This is a genomic window from Ensifer sp. Root1252 (genome assembly GCF_001425885.1).
Classification (GTDB): domain Bacteria; phylum Pseudomonadota; class Alphaproteobacteria; order Rhizobiales; family Rhizobiaceae; genus Ensifer; species Ensifer canadensis.
On record NZ_LMDT01000056.1, the window covers coordinates 220,347 to 243,387 of the forward strand.

A 23,041-nucleotide genomic window follows, 5' to 3' on the forward strand; every position below is an offset into this window, starting at 1 on the left:
TTGTATAATGTGCAGCCCTGCTTGGAGATGGGGAAATGAGTTTGGTTGAGACGACAGGATCGAATGATGCGGGGTTGGCATTCACACGATCTGAAAAAATCCAGCTGGCGCTTAAACTCGTTCTACCTGTCGTAGCCGGTGCTTTCCTGATGGCTGCGATCTACGCATCGGTGTACTGGTCGGCGGGCGGCGCCGATGATGTCGCAGCCGCGCGCCAGACCCGCCTGTTCCAATTGGTGATCTCGAAACTGAGGATGGAGCTTGCTCACGAACAGGAAAGCGTGACGGTCTGGGACGAGGCCATTGATGCCGTAACCGCCCAAACAAAAGACCAGGAATGGCTGGACATGAACCTCGGGCGGTGGATGCACACGTACTTCGGACACGATGGTGCTTTCGTACTGTCATCGGCCGGGCGCCCCGTTTATGCTTTCTGGCGCGCAGAACGGCGCGGGCCAGAGGCCTTTGACGAAGTCGCCGATGCCGCCATGCCCTTGATCAGAAACTTAAAATCGAGGCTCGCCGCAGGCGACGAGAGCGGCATCACGCAACAAGTCCTTTCCATCGGGGAGAGCGACTTTGTAGTGATTGATGCAAGGCCGGCGGTGATCAGTGTCAAACCCATCGTTTCTGATACGGGCAATCGCATGCAGGCGCCAGATGAGATCTACCTTCATGTCGCGGTGCGCTACCTGGATCGTCGCTATCTAACGACGCTTGGTGAAGAATATGCTTTCGATGATCTACAGTTCCACAATGGAATTATTGGTGATCAATCGAGGGCGACGGCACCGTTGACCACACGTTCGGGTCAGGTGGCCGGTTACTTTTCTTGGTCACCTTTCTCGCCCGGAGCCGACTTGATTCGAGCGACCACTCCCATCCTAGCAGCGACCACAGCGTTGATTTTGGCTTTGACAGTCTCAATGGGTGCCTCAATCTGGAACCGGTCACGGCGCTTGAAAACGAGCCAGGCACAATTGAACCATCTTGCCTTTCACGACGGATTGACAGGGTTGGCCAACCGGCGAACGTTTCACCGACGCCTTGCTGAAAGGCTCAACGGCGCGAGCAAGCCGCGTGAACTTGCAGTTCTGTACATGGATCTGGACCGCTTCAAGCAGGTCAACGATATGCTTGGACACCCAGTCGGCGACGCATTGATCATAGCGGTGGCTAAACGATTGAATGAGGCCGCCGGACTTGCCGAAACAATTGCGCGCATTGGTGGAGATGAATTCACTGCAATCATAGCCCATACAAACCGGCAGGATGTCGAAAAACAATGTCAGCGGCTGATCGACGCGATCCAGGAACCCTTCGAGGTCAAGGGGCATCCCATTCGAATTGGGCTCAGCATCGGCGTGTCCATGTTGGGGAGTGCGCATGGCACCCAACACAAATCGGCGGACGAAATGATGCGCGAGGCCGATATCGCCCTCTATCACGCCAAGGGCGCGGGACGGAACTGCTATGCCATCTTTGGCGCGCACATGGACGAACTGATCAAAATGCGCCGCGAGCTCGAGCGAGATCTACGCGCTGCTCTCGAAGCAAAGGATCAGTTCGAAATCCATTACCAGCCGGTCTATTCCGCATTGGGCCGCCAGATTACGGGCGTCGAAGCCCTGCTAAGGTGGAGGCATCCTCTCAAAGGTTTGATACCGCCGGATATGTTCATCGGTCTTGCAGAGGAAATTGGGGTTATTGAAAAGATTGGCTCCCTTGTCCTTAAGGAGGCCTGCACTGCCGCCTTGCCATGGGAGGGCCTCGGACTTTCCGTCAACGCTTCGGCGCTTGAGATGCGGAACCCGAACTATGCCCGCAATGTGCTGGCCGTTCTTAATGAACTGAAATTCAAGCCGGAGAGACTGGAAATCGAAATCACCGAGACAGCGCTTGTCGATGAAGACGGGCAGTGCGAGAAGAACATACGCGCACTTAGAGCGGACGGCGTTCGCTTCGCTCTTGATGATTTTGGCACGGGTTTTTCTTCCTTCGGGCGCCTACAGCGTCTGGAAGTCGACCGTATAAAGATTGACCGTTCTTTCGTGAGTGGTTTCGGAACGCCGGGGGGAAACGAGGAAATTGTTCAGGCAATCATAGGTCTGGCGCACGCCAAGGGGCTGAAGACGACCGCCGAAGGGATCGAAACAATCGAGCAACAAGAGGCGCTGTGCCGCTTGGGATGCGACGACCTACAGGGTTTTCTGTTATCTCGCCCCGTGCCATCGAAGGTCATCTCTGAGATCCTGCAGCAGCGCGGATCGACCATTGAGACGTAGGCCCCATCGTGAACGACGTGCCCGTGTTGTGAGTTGAAGGTGCCAATAGCACCTTAACGCGAAGGCGGAGTAAGAGCACGAACGTCACCTTTCGAGTGAAGGAAATCGGCGGTCGTGCAGAGCGTCAACTGCGCCGAGAACCGTTCGCCTAACAAGCGAAGCGCGGCATCATGTGTCTGGTCAGCGCCACTACAAACGGCATCTTCGAGCACAAGGACCCGGTAGCCGAGATCGACGGCGCCGAGCACAGTCGCGAGGACGCAAACGTCCGTTTCCCCACCCGTCAGCACCACCGTATCCACCCCGCATTGTCGCAGTGTTTGATGAAGTTGGCCTTCGAGCCAAGGTGAGTAGATGCGTTTGTCGATGATCCTTGCGGGCGGAACAAGTCGGGCCAAGCAAGCTGGAAGCTCCAACAATTCTCTGGGCAGATGCTCCCCTGTCATCATCCACCATTTTGCGTAGTATTGAGCCCACATGCCCGGCGCGTCCTGCGCGCGTTCCGGTGGGATGAAACGGGTAAAAATGGTCTGCTCTGGAAAATTGGCGGAGACCTCCGCGACATTGGGTAGTACCCTGGACATCCATTCCACTCTCCACGGCGTGTCCTCATTGAAGAGCCGTTGCATGTCGATGCAGAGATGCTTCCAGTTACGAGCCAAGTTCAAATCTCCCTCCGAGCTTGCCGGCGGTCGTCCGGCGCATCATCCTTCGAACTCAATTTGTGTATGATCGTTCCCTGAGAATGTGCGGGGGTAGCGAGCCGGCCTTGCACCAAAATCGCTCAAGCCGAGTGCCTTTGATTTTTCACTTAGTGACGCCCACCCTGCAAACAGCGGGTTACGTCGAGGGGCGACCGCGAGCAGGCTGAAACCACCTCGCAATTGGTCTCTCGCGAACTATGGTCAGCTAAGTTTTGGGAAAGGGAACATTGAACATCGAACGCCGTTGTTCGGAGATCGCTGGTGTAAAAGCGAGAAAGGCCAGCTCGTCGACCGAACCAACGCGGCAACGAACCTCACGGCGTTTGGCTGAGCTTTCGAATCTGGACGGGACGAATGACGGATGCATGAGCCAAGCTTTGCGCCCTCGGTGAGACTGGGGTTGCTTCGATGATCAACCGGCTTGGTAGCTGTCGTTGCGGTCAGGTCAAATACGAAGTTCGCGGGCCGCCGTTGCGGGTCGGGATTTGCCATTGCACAGATTGTCGACAGGAAAGCGGCTCGGCGTTCACTTTCTTTGGTGTTTGGCCGCAAAGCGAATTCGACGCAGCTGGTAATACAGTGCTCTACGAAGGGCGAAGGTTCTGTCCTCGATGTGGCTCCAGGATGTTCAGCTGTGAGGGGAATGAAGTCGAGATCAAACTGGGTACGCTGGCCGATGCGCCAACTTCATATCTTCCCACTTATGAACTCTGGGTCAAACGCCGCGAACCATGGTTGCTTCCGATTGACGGAGCCGAGCAACATTGGGAGGATCGCCGACCCCCATCAGGCGATTGAGGTTTCTCTGTTCGCCCCGCCACCCGTCCGGGTTCTTTGACGCAAAGCGCCAAGCTCGGTTACATTTGGGAGAAGTGTCCCATAGCCCAAGCTTGGCCGGTGAGCCAGCACCACTGCGCCCAGTGTTAGAGCGGGGCACGGCGGTTACTGGCTCACCGTAGTTGCAGGTTAAGCTGCCTTTGCCTTCATATTTGCCGCGCTAACCGCTAACTGGGTCAATTTCTTGTCCGTAGCGCCTTCCTCCTGAAGGGTGGCGTCGAGCAAGGCGACTGCGTCCTTAAGACCCAACTGTTGGGCCCAGGTTTTCAGCGTGCCGTATCGGGCGATTTCGTAATGCTCAACTGCCTGGGCAGCAGAGATGAGGCCAGCGTCGATCGCCGGTGAGCCTTTGAACTCTTCGATGATCTCCTCTCCCTCAGCAATCAAACCCTGGACCGCCTCACAGGTCTTGCCCTGGGCACGTTTCCCGATGAGTTCAAAGACTTGCTGGAGCCGTTCCACATGCCCCTCCGTCTCGTCTCTATGCTTCTCGAACGCGGCCTTGGTGTCACTTGACTGGGCGGCACGGGCCATCTTCGGCAGCGCCTTCAAGATCTGACGTTCAGCGTAGTAGATATCCTTCAGAGTCTCGTGAAAAAGCTTCTCCAGATTTGCTTCAGCCATGTGTTCCTCCTTGGTTGAGGATACTCTAACCTGACTTGCAGCAAAAAGTTCCGGGCTCGTGTGCAGCTCGATCACAGCCTGGCTCTCCGGCCTCCCGCTTACGGGACCATTCGGAACCTATCTCTCGCGATGAAGTTATCTTGAGAGGCTACAACCAAGCCACCATGGCGACATCTCGCCAACAACGCCGTTATCGGGCGGAGATTAGGCATGCCGTTGTTTTATTTCAGGACGACCGATCAAGAGGGGTTTAGCGCCGATGATCGTGGCTTCGAGTTCCCTGACGAAAAATCCGCTCTCGCGGAGGCGAAGGTAACACTTGCTGAAATGGCAGCAGATGGACTGCCGCTAGATCCCGTGTCGATGATTAGCGTGCAGGTCATGAACGAGGACCGTATTTTGCTGCTGGAAATGCGGCTCGTCTTGGAAATAATTCCGAACACGAACTGGTCGGACACCGGCAACGACAGGCTCTCCGATTTGCTTGAGTCGCGACAGGGCCGAGGAACATAAACCTCGAGCTGGTTCAAAAAGGAGATGGCCAACACTAGCCGATGAGATGCTCCTGCCAGTCCGCAACATCCTTTGCTGACGGAACCCGTTGGGGCCCTCTCGCTTCGGGCGTTAGTAACAGCGCTGTGTTGCCAGGTAGCACCCAGCGTCGATCAAGATCGGCGGGCCGTTGTTGCCCGCCTCCTCCATATCGAACATCCTCGCTAGACCAGACTATTGTCCAGTGGTGAAACTCCGGAGGAGCGAATAAAGGATCGGCCAGGCTGGCAATCACCAGATCACGACCGAGATTTATGAGCAGAAGGCGATCATCCTTGCCTTGCGCGGTGAGGTATCGCAATAAGAGGCAGCGATCGCTCAAAACACTTCCATCCACCGCTGCCGGCGGCTCCCCTTCGCCAACGACCGGAATGCACCGCGGTAGGGCGATCAGGTCTGTGTGCAAGCATGTCTCCATCGCGCCCGGCGTCATCCGAAGCAAGCTTGCAACGCTCGAATGTTGATCGATCACACGGATCGGGCATGTTCCGTCTGATTTGCTGGTCCCTGTAACTCGCGAACTGCCACAGGAAAGCAAATCTCCCATCTCGTACGCTCGAGCTGTTGTCCTTTGCAGCGTCGCTGAAGTAGAGGAAAGGTGTGCTCGCTGAAAACTCTTGCCCTTGGAACAACATCGGCGTTTGAGGTCCGAGAATAAGAAGCGCCATCATTGCCCTGAGGCGTGCGCCGCTCGTCAACTGATGGATGCATTTTCCGCTCGCCGAGTTCGCGATTTGATCATGATTGTCGAGGAAATGCACGAAATTCGCCGGAAGCAGATCGCGCGCTGGCTTGCCCCGGGCCTTGTTCTGCCAGTTGTATCTTTGGCCCTGGAAAAGGTAACCATATTTCGCTGCCGACACGAATTCCTGCGGTTGGCCCCGATAGTCGTAGAGATAGGCCTCGCGCCGACCGGTAAGCGCAACCTTGGACGAATGATGGAAATCCATTCCAAACGGCGTTCATGCCAAGCCCCCTCGTTCTGTGTCTCGGACCAAGTTCGCGTCCTGAGGTTCGTTTTCGGCGAGCAGGTACAGCTTCTTCACGCCCGCTGCCCGTCGACAGGCGTTCGCCATCTCTGCCACAATGTGCTTCTCGCTTTTGTCTTCAAGTGCCTGAGTGGCGTCAATCCTCAGCCCATCAAAGTGAAACTCCTCGATCCAGCAGACAGCATTGCAGATGAAATAGGTCCTGACTGCATCACAACCGTCACCGTCCAGATTCAGCGATCTGCCCCACTCGTTGCGTTCGCCCTTAAAATACGATGCAGCGAATCGATCAAATCGATCCCCGGGCCCGAAGTGATTGTAGACGACATCAAGAATAACACCGATGCCGACAGCGTGCGCGGCGTCCACGAACGACCTCAGATCGTCCGGCGTGCCGTAAAGTCGCGTGGGAGCGAAGAGTAGAACGCCATCATAGCCCCAGCCGAAGCTGCCCAGGAATTCGTTCACTGGCATCATCTCGATCACCGTTACACCGAGATTGCGCAGATGTTGCAGCCGTTGTCGCGCTGCTGTCCAGGTCCCTTCTGGCGTAAAAATGCCGACGTGTAGCTCGTAGACTACTTGGCCTTGCGGGGGTACCCCAGTCCAGCCCTGGTCGCGTCAGATGAAATCTGACGGTTCGATGACCTGCGAGGGTCCCGTCGGTCCGAGTGGCTGGAACCTGGAAGCAGGTTCGGCTTCCAGGACCCCGTCATTATCGAGGTCCAAATGATAGTTTGTCCCGATGCCCAAACCAGCTACGAGGCCAGAGAAATATCCATTCCATTCAGCGTGGAGTGGGTAATGTCCATTATCGGTGACGACCGAAACGCGCTTGCGCGCCGGCGCCCACACTCGAAAGGATACCCCTTCCCGCATCGGTTCTGCCCCAATGGGAAAACGCCGGCTGATCAGTGCCTCGTGCGCACTCGGACTCATCTTACATCCTCCATTAGCCGGCATCACTCGAAGGGAGAGGGATGGAGCCTAACCGTGAACTTTGAGCCAAGTTCCAAGGACGCTAGCTGGCACCGCACTTCCTGCGGCATCCGATCTGACTGTTTTCTGCCTGGAAGGGTGCTTGGCATAGACGCTGACCAGCGTAATGTCGCCTAAGCTCGGGGCTCACCAAGAGGGCCTCATGGCGACGCATGCTCTTGCGGATCCGCGGCAACGAGACGGTGCAGGATATTCCAGGCTCTAATGTATTTGTCGGTCGGGCGTCCAAGCTGGACCAAACCACAGGAGCCAGAGAGCCGCAAGAATGGGAAGGGACCCAACGGTTAACAATATTACGGCCACCATGATTCAAACCTCCGTCGGGACATGGTGTTGTGGTATCGGCCCGTCGCATCACATGCATTGCCGTCAGTCAAGACCCAACAAACCGGCACTGTTTTCGTTCCACTGCTGCAGCACGCTCCGTGATGGGCCTGCGCTGCCACCTGCTGCATCGTCGAGGCAAGTTCGGTGGTCTTGCCTGCTCCCGTCGTAGTGCGATCAAGAGAAGAAGCGACTGGTCGCGCGGCTGGGAACCTTTGTCAGGATCAGCAGTTAGTTCCTGGTATGAACGTCATCCCTGCAAAAGGGAAGTCGGGTGAACAAACGAATGTCGTCAAGACAAAGAGAAAATCGGAATGGAAAGGCTCCAACTACCGGGACCGGAGAGGTGAAAGCGCAATGACGGCGTGGAAGGAAAAAACAATCCGCACACTGGCGTGCTCCCTCCCCTTGAATTGAACAGGTGAGAAGTCGTGAAATCTGCCGATAGAGATGTAGTAGCGCTTTCCGAACAGCTTCGAGCGATGACGGATGACGAACTGTTTACCCGCATGGGCGAACTGGAAAAGGAAAGTGAGCGACAATCGGTACCAGACCAAGCCGTCTTGGCAACGATCGCGCTTGTGGAAACCGAAATCGAAAGACGTTTTCCAGGTCAACTCATGGCTCCTTACCGTGAATGGCGGCGCCGCGAGATCTTATAGCCCCCGGCGTCACGCATTGCGAGGCGCGCTCTAGCCGTGCAAGCCCCTCAAGGATGGCCGCATCACAGAAGCCGCTGACGTCTTGCGCAGCGCAGCGCCGCCTGCATTTCGGAACAGAACTGGAGATCCCGGCAAGTACGGCACACCCTATGGCACCGACTGCACCTCGATGCGCTATATCGTAAGGCGTTTTCAGCGATCGCGGCGTCATCGAATGATCGCGATTGCGTTCCTCCCGGCCAGATCGGCAGGCCTACGATGATCTGCAACAAGTATCTGAACGAGAGCTACCTGGGCACTAGATCCGCAACCCGGCGACCTTGGTGGCTGAACCCTTTGCCGAGCGGCCCCAGCATGTCGTGAGCCGGGAAAGCGAAAAAGCGTCGACGGATGGCGCGCAAGCTCGCCGCGTGAGGATGCGGCAGTGACGTTTGGCATACAAATGTGAGAGTTGCTGTTTCGGTTTTGCTGTTCACGTCTTCGTCCTCCCGGCCGTATCGGGGCACTATCCGCCGAGCAACTATCATGTTAGGGTTGCAGGGCTCGGGCGAAAAACGTCTTAGAATATAACCCGACCCAGCCCGGTTGTCCGCCGAGCTGTGGATCTTGAGCCTTGTTTACCCTTTTGCACCACGCGCTTGGCCAACCGGCCAGGCAAACCCCCAAGGAAGGAGCATATAATGAACCGCATTGCGACTTTATCCGCGATTGTTGCCCTCTCCGTCTTAAGCATCAGCGAAATTGCTTATGCCCAGGGTGCCGAAATGAACTGGCCGGCCAACATTGAGAAAACGGTGACTGACTTCAAGGGCGACAAGGTTAGCGTTGTTCAGGTCAGCACGCTGGCGGAAGCGAACCAGACGCGCATGTGGGTGGAAAAAGCGACTCCCGAACAACGCAAAGCGTTGCTCACGGCGGTCGAAGGCAATAAGGCCCTTGCCGAGCAGCTGAAATCGCAAAAAATCGAGATGGAAAACATCGCAGGCGCCGAACAGGCCGCGGACGGCGCATTGATCATATACGTTCGCTGAGCCCGACAGACGCGGGATGCGAAGCTTGAAACTGTCGCGTCCCGCATCTGCCAAGATTTGCCGGGAGAGCAACTCCCCGGCGCTCAAACTGACTATCAGTACACTCGTCGGTTCCGCGCGACTGAAAGGGCGGAGGCGACGGTTATTCGTGCCGCTTTCTTGGTGCCGCGAGATGAGCGCTTGGATATGCGCTTCGCTTGTATATCTCGACTTAAACAGCAGGATTTCTGGACGGTTGTGCGTCTATCCGTAACGGTTTTTCTTTGCGCCCTTCCGCCGGTAATTGGTACCCTTGCACTTTGATGCCGCGGGGGATTGCGGCCTATCCTGGCGTACCGACCAAATCAGCGATCAGAAGACCTGGTAGGCCAAGCATCCCGGATGGGATCCTTTCGCCTTCGTCGTGAAGCGGCGGGTGATCTCCAGCGGTGTCCGCCCTAGGAACTTCCGTGACAAGCAAGCGTTTGATTAGCACCGGGCATGGTCCCTTCCCGCGACCTGGCTAGGCGAGGTCGCAAGATCGAGAAAAGGAGCGCTTATGCAGACCGTGGATAGACTTATCATCGACGCGGAGCGCTTGGCCGATTGCAGGGACATGATGGAGATCGAACTTCACGAGCTGATCGAGCGAGCAATCAGATCAGGTTACGCGGCCGGAGAGGTACTCGTAGCCGTAAGTGAACTGGCCGCCGAAGAGCTGGCACCAGCGCTAGAATTTTCAAGCCTGCACTAAGATAGGCGACTTCTGGCGCTTTACCAGAAAAATAGAAAGACGGTAACGCGTGTGCCGGCATGCGTTGGGATCAGCGCCTTTGACATAAAAGGCCTCCCTATCCTCTCCCTTTCCACCGTGATTGCGAATAGTAGATCTAGGTTCGAACCAGCTCTCGTTTCTCGCCTCGCTCCTCTGTCACCTCTTTGAACTGCTGGAATTTGCGAGCCGGAAGTCCGTGCGATGCCAAAAGAATCGTGAATCCGACAAGGCAAGCCCGAATTGCCAGTTGCGCGGGCCTTGCTGACGCCAACAGAATCGGTGTGTGATCGGCAATTGGAGCCCATTGGCTGCACTGCGGGCGGAAAAGTCGACCTCGCGGCCAGTTCGATGTGGCAAAGTGCTTCGCTTAAGACTGGCGTTGGCCGGATTTGTGCGGAGAAGATGAAACAGGAGTCGGAACGCAGAGGAATAAAGACCGCCAGACGTTTCCGTTGTGGAGCCCTTCTCGATCTGTAGCGAGAAAGAGAAAGAACTCTCCACATTAAGTTGCATCAAGTGCAGCATCGGCACGTTCCGGTGAGCGGCATTCTTTTGCCTTTAGCAAGGTGAAATGGACGATGGAGAGAGATGCTGTAACGACGCCCTTCGGGCGGCGAGCGATGACGCTTGGCATGTTGGCCACCCAAGTGCTTTCCCGACAAATTGAACCGGGACAAACGGCCGGAAAGTGGAAGCTGTTCCAGTCGTTATGCGATGCAAGGTTGCATTTCGGCCTCAGTGAGCGTTCGCTGCTGGTGCTGAATGCTTTGTTGACGTTCTACCCACACGACGAGATCAGTGAAGAAAACGGGCTTGTAGTCTTTCCCTCCAATTCGCAGCTTGCTCGTCGGGCGCATGGGATGGCCGAAGCGACTTTGCGCCGACATCTCGCTGCCTTGATCAACGCGGGCGTCTTGGTTCGAAAGGATAGTGCCAACGGAAAGCGCTACGCACGCAAGGACCAGTCGGGTGGCATCAGCGAAGCGTTTGGCTTTTCTGTCGCGCCGCTTCTCGTGCGTGCCGAAGAGATCACAGCGATTGCCATATCAGTAGCAAACGAAAGGCAAGAACTGCGGCGGTTGCGCGAGCGATTGACCATCTGCCGCCGTGACGTTTCGAAGCTCATAGTAGTCGCGCTGGAAGAGGGGGCACCAGGAGACTGGTTCGCGGTCCAAGAGCGATTGCGAGTTATGACCCAGACGCTTGTTCGACGCCCGACCAGGCAGCAGGCGGAGGACGCGCTTGAGGAATTCGAGATGCTGCGAGAAGAGGTCACCAGCCGGCTGGAATTGAAGTTTAAATCGAAGGATATGAGCGGCAATGCCGATCATATTGATCGGCACTTACATAATTCAAACCCCCACTCCCTATCTGAACTTGAACTTGGCTCTGGAAATGAGCCAAAGGCGAAATCCGAGCCAACCAACCCCCGTGAAAAGGGGGAAATGACGATCTTCCCGATTCAGGTTGTGCTGAAAGCATGCCCTGAGATTGTTCCCTACGGACCTTATGGGACGATATCCAGTTGGCGCGATTTGATGGTGGCGGCGGTGACCGTGCGCTCGATGCTCGGTGTTAGTCCGTCTGCCTATCAGGAAGCTTGCGAGGCGATGGGCCCGGAGAATGCCGCAACGACCCTCGCCTGCATTCTCGAGAGAGCCGGTCACATCACTTCCGCCGGCGGCTACCTTCGGGACCTGACCGCCAAGGCTCGCGGCGGAAGGTTTTCGCTCGGTCCAATGATCATGGCGCTGATGCGGGCAAATGGACAAGGGATGGGTTAAGTGCGGCATTGGGCAGCAAAGACACCAAACCCGGGTTACGCATCTGAATGAGAAGGGAAATTCCAGTTTCGGGGAATGCCGCCTGAAGCTGGTCGCGCTAGTGGCAGCTTGCGTGTGAGCTGTCGGGCTTCGTCCGGAAAGTGCCCCAATGCGGTCATAATGGGCGTCGGCTCGGGGATGGGGGTATAGGAGCGGCCACTGGTTGGCGGCCGCCCGTCGGAAACTGATTATTTGACTAACTCGATTTCACTCGGCCTCCATGCTTTCGTGAAGAACGGTTCCAGTGGACTATAGAGGCGCAGGATCGTGAACCAGCCTTTTTTTGGATCGGTCTGGATCCAGTTGCCATCACTGACTCCTTCCGGTTTCGTGGGACCAAAATACACCGTCGTGGAGCCGTCGGCGGCCGCTACGGCGGCGGAGGACGGGTAGCTCTGGCTGCCGGCGCGAGGATACCGCTGCGGCGTGTCGAGCATCGAGCGCGACTGGTTGTCGTAGACGGTAAAGGACCAGAATTTCCCGGCGGGAATGTTTGCGGGCAAGGAGACCTTGTAGGTCTTGTTGCCGTCAAAATACTCGCCTTTGGAATCGACGGTCTGAACCAGGTACTGCGAGCCAATGTCGGTCAGCCGCATGATCATCGCGGGTGTAATAAATGTATATCCGAAGAACATTGTCGTCCGGACGTTCAAGGTGCGAGCACCAGTGGGTGGGTTGACGCTAATCACGCCCTCGGGGCTAACCTCTGGCGGCGGCGTTTCCATATCGTAACCACCGAGGAAAAGCGGGTTGAACCATGTAGAGTTCGGGTAGTAATAGCCACCGTCTGACGGACGCCATTTGAAGTTCAGAGTCCGCGCCGCAGCATTACCGATTGCCGCCGCGTCGGTGAGGATTTTCTTCATCCGCGCGTCCGGCTCGAACGGCTTGCCCTTGACGATCCCGATGGCGGCCAGCGATCCCATGATCTCCGGGTCGAGCGCCCCGAGCGGCTCCTTCTGCACCACGTCATTCAGCATCTCGAAGTAGCTGAAGTCGCTTGGTGGTATCGTGTTGATGACTTTGCCAGTGCCTTCGGTGAACTTAACCGGCTCTTTGGGCCGAAGGAATTCCCAGTCCAGCTTGTGGTCCGGGGTGCGGGCCAATGTCGCCTTACCCTGCAACGCCGAGCCGATGCTGGTGCCATATCCGCCAGGCACATAGGGATACACTTTAAGCGTCTTCTTGATCAGAGCGGCGACCGGCTTCGGGTCGTCTTTTTCGAGGAACGACCGTCCCAGCAGCGTCGCCCGCGTCGTGCGCATCTTCTGAACGAAATAGCCGCCTTCAGGCAATTCGCCCTCATAGCCGGGCGGAACGAACAAATACTTGCCCCCCTCGCCACGATCGGGACCCGGCAAACCAAAGTCGGTGATCCACTGGAACCACATGTCGTCGACCACTCCGAGCGATTGCGGTGGCGTCTCAACGACCATCGGCCCATCGGTGACGTCCAGGTTCACCCAAAAATAGATGGTGTCTGCGTTCGCCGTCAGAAACAGGGACTTGGCGTCCATCAGTTCGGAGAAGATCAAGGCGGTGTTGTTGGGAACGCCAATATCCTGCACACCCTTGAAGATGGCAGCCACGGAAGCGCCCTGGTAGGCGTTCACGAAGGCTTCGACGCCATGCATCAGGTCCAGATAATCGAAGGCCTTCTCCACCGTCTCCTTGCTCGGAGCGCCGTCCTTGAATTGCAGGGTGCCGATGCTGCTCTCCACTCTATCCGGCGTGACAATCTGTTCGGGCAGCTTGCGCTGACCGTGCTTGGTGGGCTCATGGTCTGGGCTTTCTGGATTTACTCAGGACTTCCGATGATTTGTCATTAGGCTACTCTATAAGGGGGAAACATGAAGATCGCTCGCACACCAACACGCTTCGCAATGGCGCTGCTATGCGCGGCCGTTGTCTCGCACGCCAACGCGCAGGAGCCTCAGAAGTATCTCCTGGGGAGGTCGGATGAAACTCGAACAAAAAGTCTTTTGAGGCGGAACATACACCCGCAGCAGATGTTGGGTGTTCGCAAGAAGCCGGACGGTCCAACTCCCTCACCGCGCCAGCCCCCGGTGGACCGTTCGGCGCTCCCAGTTCGCCTCGCACTCGGGTCGTGAGAGCACTTATCATCAACGTGTGAGAAACGGCTCTGCGCCCTGCGGCAGATGCAACTGGTTATGATCGAGCCTACAGTCTTTGAGAGATAGGCGAACTTTGCGGAACAAGGCGGTCCCTTGGTTGTTTGTCCAGGACAGCAGGAGGATGTTGATGCATTCCCCATTGGCAACTCACCTCAGTAAGATGCTCTTTCTCACTACCGCCCTCACCCTGTCAGCGACTGCCTCGGCGCAGATGAAAGGCACGGCAGGAGAGTTCTCGGATGTCACAATCGAAAGCTCCGTACTGGAGCCGGAGAAACTCGCCGTGCCGGACGACAAGAAGCTCACAGCTTTAATCAAGGCGCCGGAAGGCTTCACGGTTGAAGTATTTGCGAGGAACCTGGTGAACCCCCGTATGCTTGCAGTCTCCAAGTCAGGAGTTCTTTATGCAACTCGTCGGTCCGTTGGGGACGTAATCATGTTGAAAGACGACAATGGCGACGGCAAAGCGGAAACGGTACGGACGGTTGCCAGCCGACCCGGCATGCACGGCATTGCTTTCGATGAAAACGACGTATTTCTGATCACCGTCAATGACGTCTACACTGCTCCGGTCAAAGAGGATGGCACTTTCGGACCTCTGACGCGTATCATCAACGATCTTCCCGATGCCGGCCAACATGCGAACCGAACGTTGGGTCTCGGGCCCGACGGCATGCTTTACATTTCCGTTGGCAGTACCTGCAACGAATGTCAGGAGAGTAATGCTGAAAACGCCACCATATTGAGGGCGTCAAAGGATGGAATCTCGAGATCGATATTTGCCAGCGGACTGCGCAACACGATCGGGTTCGATTGGGAGCCGACCACGGGGGCTCTTTATGGGTTTGATCACGGTATCGACTGGTTGGGTGATGAGGTGCAGATCGAAGAACTCAACCACCTTGAGCAGGGCAAGCGCTATGGCTGGCCATACATATTCGGCGCCGGCGAATTCAACCCTCATATCAATCCTGCGGAAGGCATAACCCTGTCAAAGTGGGCCGCGCTATCGACTGAGCCGGTGCTCGGCTACACTGCGCACAGCGCGCCGATGCAGATGGCCTTCTATCAGGGCACTATGTTTCCGTCGGATTTTCGGGGAGACGCCTTTGTGGCAATGCGCGGATCGTGGAACCGCCGTCCTCCCAGCGGCTATGAGGTCGTTCGCATCAACTTTGAGGATGGCCAGCCGAAAGCTTTCGAAAAGTTTCTCCAGGGTTTCTTGCTACGCCAGGAGAACGGCAGATACGGTTACCTCGGACGATTGGCGGGCATTGCGGTCGGCAAGGATGGTTCCTTGTTCGTCGCCGATGATTCGAATGGCTTGGTATACCGGGTCTCATACTCGGGCGAAGTCAACGGCTCGCAGTCAAGCTTAATGAACACCCCCAATACTTACCGCGAACTTCCTCCATCGAAAATCGCGATCGAGCTGCTTGTGGCGAAGTCCCCCGCTCCAATAGAACTCAACGCAATTTTCGCTGACAAGAAACCGATCCCGCTGTCTTATGCCGCAGACGGTGAAAGTGCTTCGCCGACGCTGGGCTGGCGCGGCGCGCCCGAGGCAACGAGATCCTTCGTCATTATCGTTGATGATCCCGATGCTGCAACGCCGAAGCCATTCGTTCACTGGTTAGCCTATGACCTGCCAGGCAATCTCAATCACTTGAGGGAGGGCCTGCCGAATGATCCGGTCCTCTCGCACCCAAAAGATGCAAAGCAAGGCATGAATTCGGCTGGATCGCTCGGCTATATCGGTCCGAAACCGCCGGTCGGTGATCCTGCTCATAACTATCACTTCCAAATTTTTGCGCTGGACGTGGAGACGCTAGGGCTCGATCCTGGGATGACAAGAGACGCCCTGATTACAGCCATGAACGGACACGTACTCGCCAAGGGTCAGGTTATCGGGACGTTCCAGCGCGAAGGCACTCGTTGAAAGCGAGTGTTCGACGAGCGTATTGGGAGACCAGCTCTTGTGCAGCGGTCCAAGATCTTGTGAGATTCTGCCCATCCCACGCTACGCTTACCGAGCCGTACCGCCCAACCGTTCGATCGCCGTTGCGAGCGAGCGCTGACTGTTGCAATAGTCCTGCCAGGCGGTGCTCTTTGCCAATAGGTCTGGCACGCTGCGGATGGTGTAGCGTGTCGGGTCAAGGCCCTTTCTTACCTGGTTCCAATTCAGGGGCATCGAGACGGTTGCCCCGTCACGGGCCCTGGGCGACAACGGCGCAACTGCTGTCGACATTCGGTCGTTTCGCAGATAGTCGAGAAAGATGCGTCCCTCCCGCTGGTTCTTTGCCATTTTGATCAGATAATGATCTGGATTGTCGCGCGCCATTTCCTCGCAGACATCGTGGGCGAACTGCTTGGCCACAGACCAGTTCAGGGCTTTGCCTTTGGCTGCTGCGAGGGGGGTGACGACGTGCAGTCCCTTCCCTCCGGTTGTCTTACAAAAACTGACAAGACCGAGTGCTTCCAGGCGGTCGCGGATTTCTCGCGACGCTTCGATGACGCGATCAAACGCCACTCCGGGGCCGGGATCGAGGTCGAACACAAGGCGTCCGGGCACCTCGGGTTCACCGGGTTCGCAGTTCCAAGGATGCAGCTCTATGCCGCCTATCTGAGCGATGGCGGCAAGGCCTTCGACCCGATCGATCTGGAGATATGGCTTCTTGTCACCGAAGACCGTGACGAGCTCGAGCAAGTTCGAGGTACCAGGCAAAGCGTGCCGTTGGAAAAATTGTTGACCATTAATCCCATCGGGCGCTCGGATGATCGAACAGGGGCGTCCTCTGATGTGCTCGATAAGCCAAGAGCCCACAGCCTCATGATAATGGGCAAGATCGACCTTCGTCACTGGCTCGCCATCACCACTATCCGGCCATAGCGGCTTTTCAGGGTTGGAAATCAGCACCCCCATCACTTCGGCTTTGCTTTTCTTGCGAGGAGGTGTCGGCAATGCTGCTGGTGTTTCGGGATCCGCAACCTTCGCCTTCTTCGGGGAGGCGGGCACTTCCGCTTCGACCTCTCGGGCCGGTTTATCTTCGCGAAGACCCTTGAACGCCGCTTGGCGCACCTGCCCGTCTCCCGTCCAGCCGGCGAACTCGATCTCGGCGACAAGCTCGGGCTTGAGCCACACGACACCGGGTTTCTTCTTGGGCGCCCCTATGCCGGTGAACGGAGATTTCGCCGCCTCAAGCGCCTGCAGCTTGGGCAAGATGCTCTTAACTGTCTTGGCACTGTAACCCGTGCCAACCCGCCCGACGTAAACGAAATGGTCACCGCGATTAACGCCGACAAGTAAGGAGCGGAATTTGCCGCTGGTTGTTGAATAGGCGCCGATCACTACCTCATGTCCCGCACGGCATTTTGATTTCGCCCAAGTAACGGTTCGGCCCGATTGATAGGGCGCGTCCGCCCGTTTAGAAACAATGCCTTCAAGTGAAAGTCGGCAGGCCGACTTCAAGACCGCATCTCCGCCCGTTTCAAAATGCTCAACAAAACGAACGCGCGGATCATCGCCAGCTTTCGACAGCATCGCAGCTAGTCGTTCCTTGCGGTTTGTAAGTGGCTTTGCCCGCAGGTCTTCGCCTTCGGCAAACAGGAGATCAAAGGCGAAGTAGACTAGGTCATCAGTCTTCCCCTCTGAGAGGGCTGCCTGGAGAGCCGCGAAATCGGGCGCCCCATTTTCATCGATCGCGCAGACCTCACCGTCAAGTATACTGTCGGGAAGAGAGGCTCCCGCCTTGGCAATGGCTGGATATTTTGCGGTCCAATCCAGGCCCTTTCGGGTCTTCAGCGTGACGTCGCCGTTTTTGACCCTCATTTGGATACGGTAGCCATCGAATTTGATTTCGTGAACCCAGCCTTCAGTCGAGGGCGGACGTGCCAATGTTTCGCAGAGCTGCGGCGGGATGAAATCTGGTGCGAGTCCGCGTGTGCTGCTTGCTGGCTTCTTGCTCGTCCTACGACCGGCTTTTTGCTGTTTTGCGGCCAATCCGTGCTTGCTGTCCCAAACAGCGTCGGCCTCCAATCCTCCGTCTTTCGACATGAAGGGCGTAGGCTGTCGTCCTTTTCCTGACGCGATGGCTTCCATGGTGCGGCCTGATGCAACCGAACGGCCATTCTTCTCCAAGACAAACGCACCGTTCTCGTCTACGGAATATTCGTCGCGATGTTTGATCAACAGCCAGTTGGTGCGTTTGCTGCCATTGCGATCGTTGCGCATGCGCACGAGCACGAAGCTGCCTTGCAGACGTTCGCCTTCCAACGTGAACTTCAAGTCACCGTTGGCTAAGGCCTCGTCCGGAGCCTCTTCCCCCTCCGGTTCCCAGTAGCCGCGATCCCACAGCATCACCGTTCCGCCGCCGTATTGACCCCTGGGGATGGTGCCTTCAAAATCTCCGTAGTCGAGGGGATGATCCTCGACCTCTACGGCCAGGCGTTTATCGTGCGGATCGAGCGACGGCCCCTTCGTCACGGCCCATGATTTGAATACGCCATCAAGCTCGAGGCGGAGGTCGTAATGCAAACGCCTGGCGTCATGCTTCTGAATGACAAAGCGCCGGCGATTAGAGGGCTTTACCTCCGCTTGACCGCTTGGTTCACGGGTCTTTTCGAAATCGCGTTTCTGTCGGTAGCTGGATAATTTCTCACTCGCCATGACGCCCTCGACTGACATTAAATGGACCTTCCGGGGGAGACTTGCCTTAGCTAGATAAAGCCCCTCAGGCGATGAAAGTTCCTGGCTGGCCGAGTGTTTGGTTCTTGCTAGGAGAGCTATTGTTAGGCGACCTGCAAAACCGGTCCGGCGGCAGATGATTGGGGCAGGCTCCTTATCCTGCGCCATTGAGGATGACATTCCTTGAGGCTTTGCTGCAGCGCACACGGGGCCATGGTGGCAAGTGTGCAAGGGGCAAGGCTTTGTCCAGCGAGCAGATGACCGCTAGATATGCGTTATGGTCCCTTTACGGGATGGGTATTGCCGCTCGTTGGTGGCGGCCAGTTACCTGCTCCAGGAATGGTTGCGACACTCCGAACCAGAACAATCCTATTCCACGCAGTTGCCCTCGAGGTGACGGAACAAAGGCATTGCCTTGTGGTTGGAGCGCAAAGTGCAGCAGTCGCTGCCTGAAACACCTCGTGAGGAAGCCATGCCAGACCCAACCAACCAGATCAAACAGGGGGACGTTATGCCCCCAGCCGAACCCGGGTTCGCCGAAAGCACCACAGATGGAGCAAAACCCGCCAGTCTCAGCGACTTAAAAGCGAGGGTGAGCGACGATTTAAGCGCTGCAACGAATGCCGTTAAGGACAGCGCGAACACGGCGATGGAAAGGGTGCAAGACACGCTGGCACAACAAACGACGTTCGCGGCGCGTCAAACGGCGGGGATCGCGACTGCTCTAAAGAAAGTGGGTGCTGAGCTCGAAAAGGGTGATCAGCCGGAAGTAGGCCGATACGCAAAGCAGATCGGCGCAAGTGTCGCAGCGGTTGCAAGGAATATGGAAGGCCGAGACCTCGGTGAAATAGCCGGAATGGCCGAAGATTTTGGCCGCAAGCAGCCGGTCGCATTCCTGGGGTTGGCTGCACTGGCCGGGGTCGCTGCGAGCAGGTTCCTGGCGGCGTCTGCACGACGCGCTTCCAGTCATGCTGCAGCCAGCAAATCGGCTGCCGGTGACTTTCAGTCCCCTGGGGCGGGCTCCCAAGTAGGAGGGCGTGACAATGGCTAAAACGACCGATCAGATGCCCCTTTCCGAACTTGTTGGCGGCCTTGTTTCAGATGTCTCAGGCCTCTTGAGGAAGGAGATTGATCTTGCAAAGACCGAGGCCTCCGAAAAGGTGGCAAAGGCCCTCGGCGGCGTCGAAGTCCTCATGATTGGGCTGATTTTTGCGATCGGCGCGGTTGGAGTGTTGCTGAGTGCGCTGGTGAGCGGTCTTGCCGCGTCTCTCGTCAGCAACGGAATGAACGAGGTCACCGCCAATGCGACGTCCGCCCTAGTCGTCGGCCTGGTGGTTGGCCTGATTGCTTGGGCGCTCATTTCCAAAGGTCTCGCAACATTGCGGGGCTCCAATTTCAAGCTTGACCGCACGACCGCATCGCTTCGCCGCGATGTCGATGTCGTCAAGGAGAAAATGTGATGGACCAATCGTCAGAAAAATCCTCGGCGGACATTCAGCAGGAAATTGACGCCGACCGTCAACGGATCGAAGCACGTATAGGTGCGATCCAGGAGCGTATGTCCCCCGGGCAGCTCGTCGATGAAGTGATTGCCTATGCCAAGGGCAGCGGCGGGGCCGAGTATGTCAGCAACCTCGGCAATGCGTTGAAAGCAAACCCCTTGCCCGTGGCCCTGTTGGGGGTGAGCCTCGCCTGGCTGATGGCCAAGCAAGGGTCAGCCCCGGACAGAGATGCAGTACCGTTCGAAGAACCTTATCCGCTTTATACCGCGTATGGATCCGTGCGGCGCGTTGGTCCGCCGGAAATGGTTGGCGAGGAACGCTACAGCCATTTCACCGACGAAGCTGGACAGCGTTTCCGGGCTCTGACCGACAGCGCGGGTCGCCGTGCCGGCAACTTTCTTGACGCAAGCGGAAAGGCCTATCGGGGGTTTGCAGATGCCACTGGCAAGCAGATCTCGAATATTACCGATGAGGCCGGTGCGGTGCTCGATGCCTCTACTGGTTGGGCGTCAGCGAGTTGGAACAAGGTCAAGGACACGGCTGGTGATGTTGCTCGAAGAGCCATGGACACGGCTAGCGCCGTGGTCGGTTCGTCATCTGCGGCAGGATCAACTCTCAAAGACCAGTCCCATCGCCTTAATGATGCTATCCTGACGCATTTCCGCGACCAGCCGCTTGTTGGTGGGGCACTGGCGTTTGCCGTCGGAGCCGCCATCGGTGCTTCGCTACCGCATACTGACATGGAAGACGAAGTTCTCGGAGAGGCGGCAGATGCTGTAAAGACCAATATCGCCGCGCAAACCTCCGAACTTGTCGAAGAAGGCAAGGAGATGGCATCTGATGTCTACGAGACCGCTGTCCACGTCGCCTCGGACGTTCATAATGTCGCCAGGGATCGCGTCATGGAAGAAGTTGAACAAGTAAAGACGGACCGTTAGCGCTAATCGCGCCATCCACGGTGAACGGTCGCGCTGGTGCTGCGATCGGTATCACAGCCTGTGGGCGGTCTGGACGAAGCTGGCGAGTTGTTCACCAGTATCGCTGTTGTGAGGGAGCGGCGAAGGTGTTGAGCTAACAACGAATAGCCGCGCTCACCTTGGCGTTCCCACGTTCTCGTGAGCCACGCATTTAAGGTGGGCTAGCTCTCCAGCGGCTGACAAGAATTCCTGTTCACGAGTGAGCATGTGATCTTGTGAACAGGCTTGGGGTCGGAGGTGGAGGCGTTCGGCGGAGGCACCGCGCGAACATAGGCTATCTCGGTCGAGGAAGCTCGTTGTGAACAAGAGCCCGTATTCAGGACGGGCTCTTGTTCGCTTATTTTGTGTTCTTGTGGCTCTGCTGGCCGGCTTTCGCGTTCTGCTCGTGACTTCCGCCTTGTTTGCCCGAGGACGTGCTCTTTTTCGTGGCAGCGTCCTTCCTACCTGCCGACTTTGCACCTGGTTTGCTTGTTGCTGCCATTTCTCATTACTCCCTTGATCGTGATCCTGATTGATCTCGATGGTGTGCAAACCGCGAAATCGAAACAAGTTCCAGGCTTCGCCCTGGTAAGTCGAGAGCAGTTTGGCTGAAGATAATCAGCCGCGTTGCGCTCTACGGCTCGACGGCTTCGTGGCGGTCTGGACGCCTGCGGGCATTGTTGCCTGGGCGCTGATGACCGCAGCCGGTTCGATCTGCCTAAAATCACACTGGGATGGCTTCTTATCTGGGCGCCATCTAAGGAGCTTTGTCCCGTGCCTAAATCTGCGTCCCGTAATCTGATCGAATTTGACCTCGACCACCATAGTAGGTTTAAGGGGCTGCCACTGCGAAGTGCGCTTTGTAGCCCAACGGCTCGGACCTCCCGGAGCCTTGCCTGTAAAGCCAGGTGCCTCGCGCAAGGCCTCAAGCTTTGCTGTGAGCTCTGGTTTTTCGTCGTTCCTTATCGTGGAGGTGTAGCCGACATGGTCGAGTTCACCATTGTCATTGTAGAGCCCGAGCAACAAGGATCCGACCAGCTTGCCGTTGCTGTCATATCGAAAACCGCCGACAACGCAGTCGGCCGTTCGAAGCCGCTTAACCTTCGTCATTGCCCTCTCACCAGGCAGATAGGGGGCATCGATGCGCTTGCATATCACGCCGTCTGTGTCGCCTCCTGCGTCGGACAACCATCGGCGGGCTTCAGCGACGTCGTTGGTGGACGGCGACAGCAAGAGATGTTCTCCGTCCGCTACGGTTTTCGCCAGTGCTTCCAACCTGGCGCGGCGGCATCCTAAGCTCTTGGCGAGGAGGGACATACCGTTTGTGTCTACTAGCATGTCGAAGGCGACTAGCCTTGCTGGTGTCTTGATCGACAATGTCCTGATGCGGCTTTCCGCTGGATGGAGTCGCATTTGCAAGGCGTTAAAAGAAAGTTCCCCGTCGATCGCGATGACAAGCTCACCATCGATCACGAACTGATCAGCTGGCAGCGCAGCGAGGAATGCCACTATCTCCGGGAAATAGCGGGCGAGCCCCTTGCCTGACTTTGCCCGCAAGTCGACTTCACGACCCTTCTTGAAAGCGAGGCATCGGAAACCGTCCCACTTCGGCTCATACTGCCAACCCTCTCCTGATGGGAGTTGATCCGCTGAACGCGCTTCCATGGGTTCGGTTTCTATCGATATTCCAAAGTTCAGATTTGTTTGCGAAACCTGTTTTGCCATCACACCTCGTTTCTGCGGCAATGCTGCATTGGCACTGGGTGATTACCGAACGCGTCAGCTGAGAAAGACCCCTCAGTAAATCAGGCCACGGTGGAAGATGCGATAGCGTTGGCACCTCCCCGCTTGCCACGCTGCTGTACGCTTGACCGCCGCCGTGATGACCGCCTTGGCCGCCCTGGCTACCACTCTGTGGCCACCCTGGCCTGGCCACCTTGCTGCTGATCACCCGTGTCCTGTTTCCTCCGGTAAACCGTTGTATTCTACGTGACGTGCCGCCCTAACCTCGGGCAAAAGGACTGGTTCCCATTTTGATATTTTTTGTTTTTTTCAGCATGGCGATTCTGCGGTAGACAGAAGTGTTGCTGCTACGCAAGTCAGCACTTGCAGGAAGCCGATGTGCTTGGCAGAAAAGCGTTCGTGTCGTCGCCCAGCATGACCGAAGGCTGGGCGATGGA

19 protein-coding genes are annotated in these 23,041 nt (G+C 56.8%); 11 read left to right on the forward strand and 8 right to left on the reverse strand.

What is annotated here, in order from left to right; all coding sequences use genetic code 11:
* Positions 1-35: 35 nt before the first annotated feature.
* A complete protein-coding gene (locus tag ASD02_RS33110; protein WP_063978409.1) occupies positions 36-2,285 on the forward strand; it encodes an EAL domain-containing protein in 2,250 nt (749 codons plus the stop codon).
* A 53-nt stretch (positions 2,286-2,338) separates the two neighbouring features.
* Here ASD02_RS33110 and ASD02_RS33115 read toward each other — a convergent pair whose 3' ends face one another.
* Positions 2,339-2,914 carry a cysteine hydrolase gene (locus ASD02_RS33115; RefSeq protein WP_057205589.1) on the reverse strand — a complete coding sequence of 192 codons (576 nt, stop codon included), beginning with the start codon at positions 2,912-2,914 and terminating at the stop codon, positions 2,339-2,341.
* Between the two features lie 483 nt (positions 2,915-3,397).
* Here ASD02_RS33115 and ASD02_RS37795 point away from each other — a divergent pair, with 483 nt between their 5' ends.
* Complete coding sequence (locus ASD02_RS37795; protein WP_082555699.1) at positions 3,398-3,787, forward strand: GFA family protein; 390 nt, start codon at positions 3,398-3,400, stop codon at positions 3,785-3,787.
* Positions 3,788-3,955: 168 nt separating this feature from the next.
* Here ASD02_RS37795 and ASD02_RS33120 read toward each other — a convergent pair whose 3' ends face one another.
* Entirely contained in the window at positions 3,956-4,450 is a 495-nt protein-coding gene (locus ASD02_RS33120; protein ID WP_057205427.1) for a ferritin-like domain-containing protein, read from the reverse strand.
* 210 nt (positions 4,451-4,660) lie between these two features.
* Between ASD02_RS33120 and ASD02_RS33125 the strand changes: the two genes are divergently transcribed.
* Positions 4,661-4,963 (forward strand): hypothetical protein, encoded by a 303-nt coding sequence (locus ASD02_RS33125; RefSeq protein ID WP_063978410.1) that lies wholly within the window; start codon positions 4,661-4,663, stop codon positions 4,961-4,963.
* 34 nt (positions 4,964-4,997) lie between these two features.
* Here the strand turns inward: ASD02_RS33125 and ASD02_RS39330 are convergent, their stop codons facing one another.
* Genes ASD02_RS39330 through ASD02_RS39335 form a run of 3 tightly spaced genes read right to left on the reverse strand, consistent with a single transcriptional unit; the run spans position 4,998 to position 6,477 of the window.
* Positions 4,998-5,375, reverse strand: a complete 378-nt coding sequence (locus tag ASD02_RS39330) for a DUF3459 domain-containing protein (protein ID WP_244494331.1) — start codon at positions 5,373-5,375, stop codon at positions 4,998-5,000.
* Positions 5,272-5,952 carry a hypothetical protein gene (locus ASD02_RS40220; RefSeq protein WP_244494336.1) on the reverse strand — a complete coding sequence of 227 codons (681 nt, stop codon included), beginning with the start codon at positions 5,950-5,952 and terminating at the stop codon, positions 5,272-5,274. The genes ASD02_RS39330 and ASD02_RS40220 overlap by 104 nt, the downstream gene beginning before the upstream one ends.
* A 12-nt stretch (positions 5,953-5,964) precedes the next feature.
* A complete protein-coding gene (locus ASD02_RS39335; protein WP_244494327.1) occupies positions 5,965-6,477 on the reverse strand; it encodes an alpha-amylase family glycosyl hydrolase in 513 nt (170 codons plus the stop codon).
* A 1,268-nt stretch (positions 6,478-7,745) separates the two neighbouring features.
* Between ASD02_RS39335 and ASD02_RS37800 the strand changes: the two genes are divergently transcribed.
* The 4 genes from ASD02_RS37800 (at position 7,746) to repC (ending at position 11,545) form a co-directional block, all read left to right on the forward strand.
* Positions 7,746-7,976 carry a hypothetical protein gene (locus tag ASD02_RS37800; RefSeq protein ID WP_309239243.1) on the forward strand — a complete coding sequence of 77 codons (231 nt, stop codon included), beginning with the start codon at positions 7,746-7,748 and terminating at the stop codon, positions 7,974-7,976.
* A 680-nt stretch (positions 7,977-8,656) separates the two neighbouring features.
* Positions 8,657-9,007: a hypothetical protein gene (locus ASD02_RS33140; protein ID WP_057205418.1), complete on the forward strand. Its 351-nt coding sequence runs from the start codon at positions 8,657-8,659 to the stop codon at positions 9,005-9,007.
* A gap of 538 nt (positions 9,008-9,545) precedes the next feature.
* Positions 9,546-9,740, forward strand: coding sequence for a hypothetical protein (locus ASD02_RS33145; RefSeq protein WP_057205415.1), 195 nt, complete (start codon positions 9,546-9,548; stop codon positions 9,738-9,740).
* 599 nt (positions 9,741-10,339) lie between these two features.
* A complete protein-coding gene (repC, locus tag ASD02_RS33150) occupies positions 10,340-11,545 on the forward strand; it encodes a plasmid replication protein RepC (protein ID WP_057221721.1) in 1,206 nt (401 codons plus the stop codon).
* Positions 11,546-11,772: 227 nt separating this feature from the next.
* Here the strand turns inward: repC and ASD02_RS33155 are convergent, their stop codons facing one another.
* Positions 11,773-13,305 (reverse strand): DUF1254 domain-containing protein, encoded by a 1,533-nt coding sequence (locus tag ASD02_RS33155; protein ID WP_244494328.1) that lies wholly within the window; start codon positions 13,303-13,305, stop codon positions 11,773-11,775.
* A 541-nt stretch (positions 13,306-13,846) separates the two neighbouring features.
* On the opposite strand from ASD02_RS33155, the gene ASD02_RS33160 reads away from it, so the two are divergent.
* Positions 13,847-15,658 (forward strand): YbhB/YbcL family Raf kinase inhibitor-like protein, encoded by a 1,812-nt coding sequence (locus ASD02_RS33160; protein ID WP_162255937.1) that lies wholly within the window; start codon positions 13,847-13,849, stop codon positions 15,656-15,658.
* 87 nt (positions 15,659-15,745) lie between these two features.
* Here ASD02_RS33160 and ligD read toward each other — a convergent pair whose 3' ends face one another.
* Positions 15,746-18,385, reverse strand: a complete 2,640-nt coding sequence (ligD, locus tag ASD02_RS33165) for a DNA ligase D (RefSeq protein ID WP_057221764.1) — start codon at positions 18,383-18,385, stop codon at positions 15,746-15,748.
* 451 nt (positions 18,386-18,836) lie between these two features.
* Here ligD and ASD02_RS33170 point away from each other — a divergent pair, with 451 nt between their 5' ends.
* Genes ASD02_RS33170 through ASD02_RS33180 form a run of 3 tightly spaced genes read left to right on the forward strand, consistent with a single transcriptional unit; the run spans position 18,837 to position 20,843 of the window.
* A complete protein-coding gene (locus tag ASD02_RS33170; protein WP_347376843.1) occupies positions 18,837-19,454 on the forward strand; it encodes a nutrient deprivation-induced protein in 618 nt (205 codons plus the stop codon).
* Positions 19,447-19,863, forward strand: coding sequence for a phage holin family protein (locus ASD02_RS33175; protein ID WP_057205397.1), 417 nt, complete (start codon positions 19,447-19,449; stop codon positions 19,861-19,863). The genes ASD02_RS33170 and ASD02_RS33175 overlap by 8 nt, the downstream gene beginning before the upstream one ends.
* The gene (locus tag ASD02_RS33180; protein ID WP_057205394.1) at positions 19,863-20,843 is read left to right on the forward strand and encodes a DUF3618 domain-containing protein; all 981 of its coding nucleotides are present in this window, start codon (positions 19,863-19,865) and stop codon (positions 20,841-20,843) included. Before ASD02_RS33175 ends, ASD02_RS33180 begins: the two co-directional genes overlap by 1 nt.
* Before the next feature lie 636 nt (positions 20,844-21,479).
* On the opposite strand, the gene ASD02_RS33185 is transcribed toward ASD02_RS33180, so the two are convergent.
* The gene (locus tag ASD02_RS33185; protein ID WP_082555701.1) at positions 21,480-22,586 is read right to left on the reverse strand and encodes an ATP-dependent DNA ligase; all 1,107 of its coding nucleotides are present in this window, start codon (positions 22,584-22,586) and stop codon (positions 21,480-21,482) included.
* Positions 22,587-23,041: the final 455 nt, after the last annotated feature.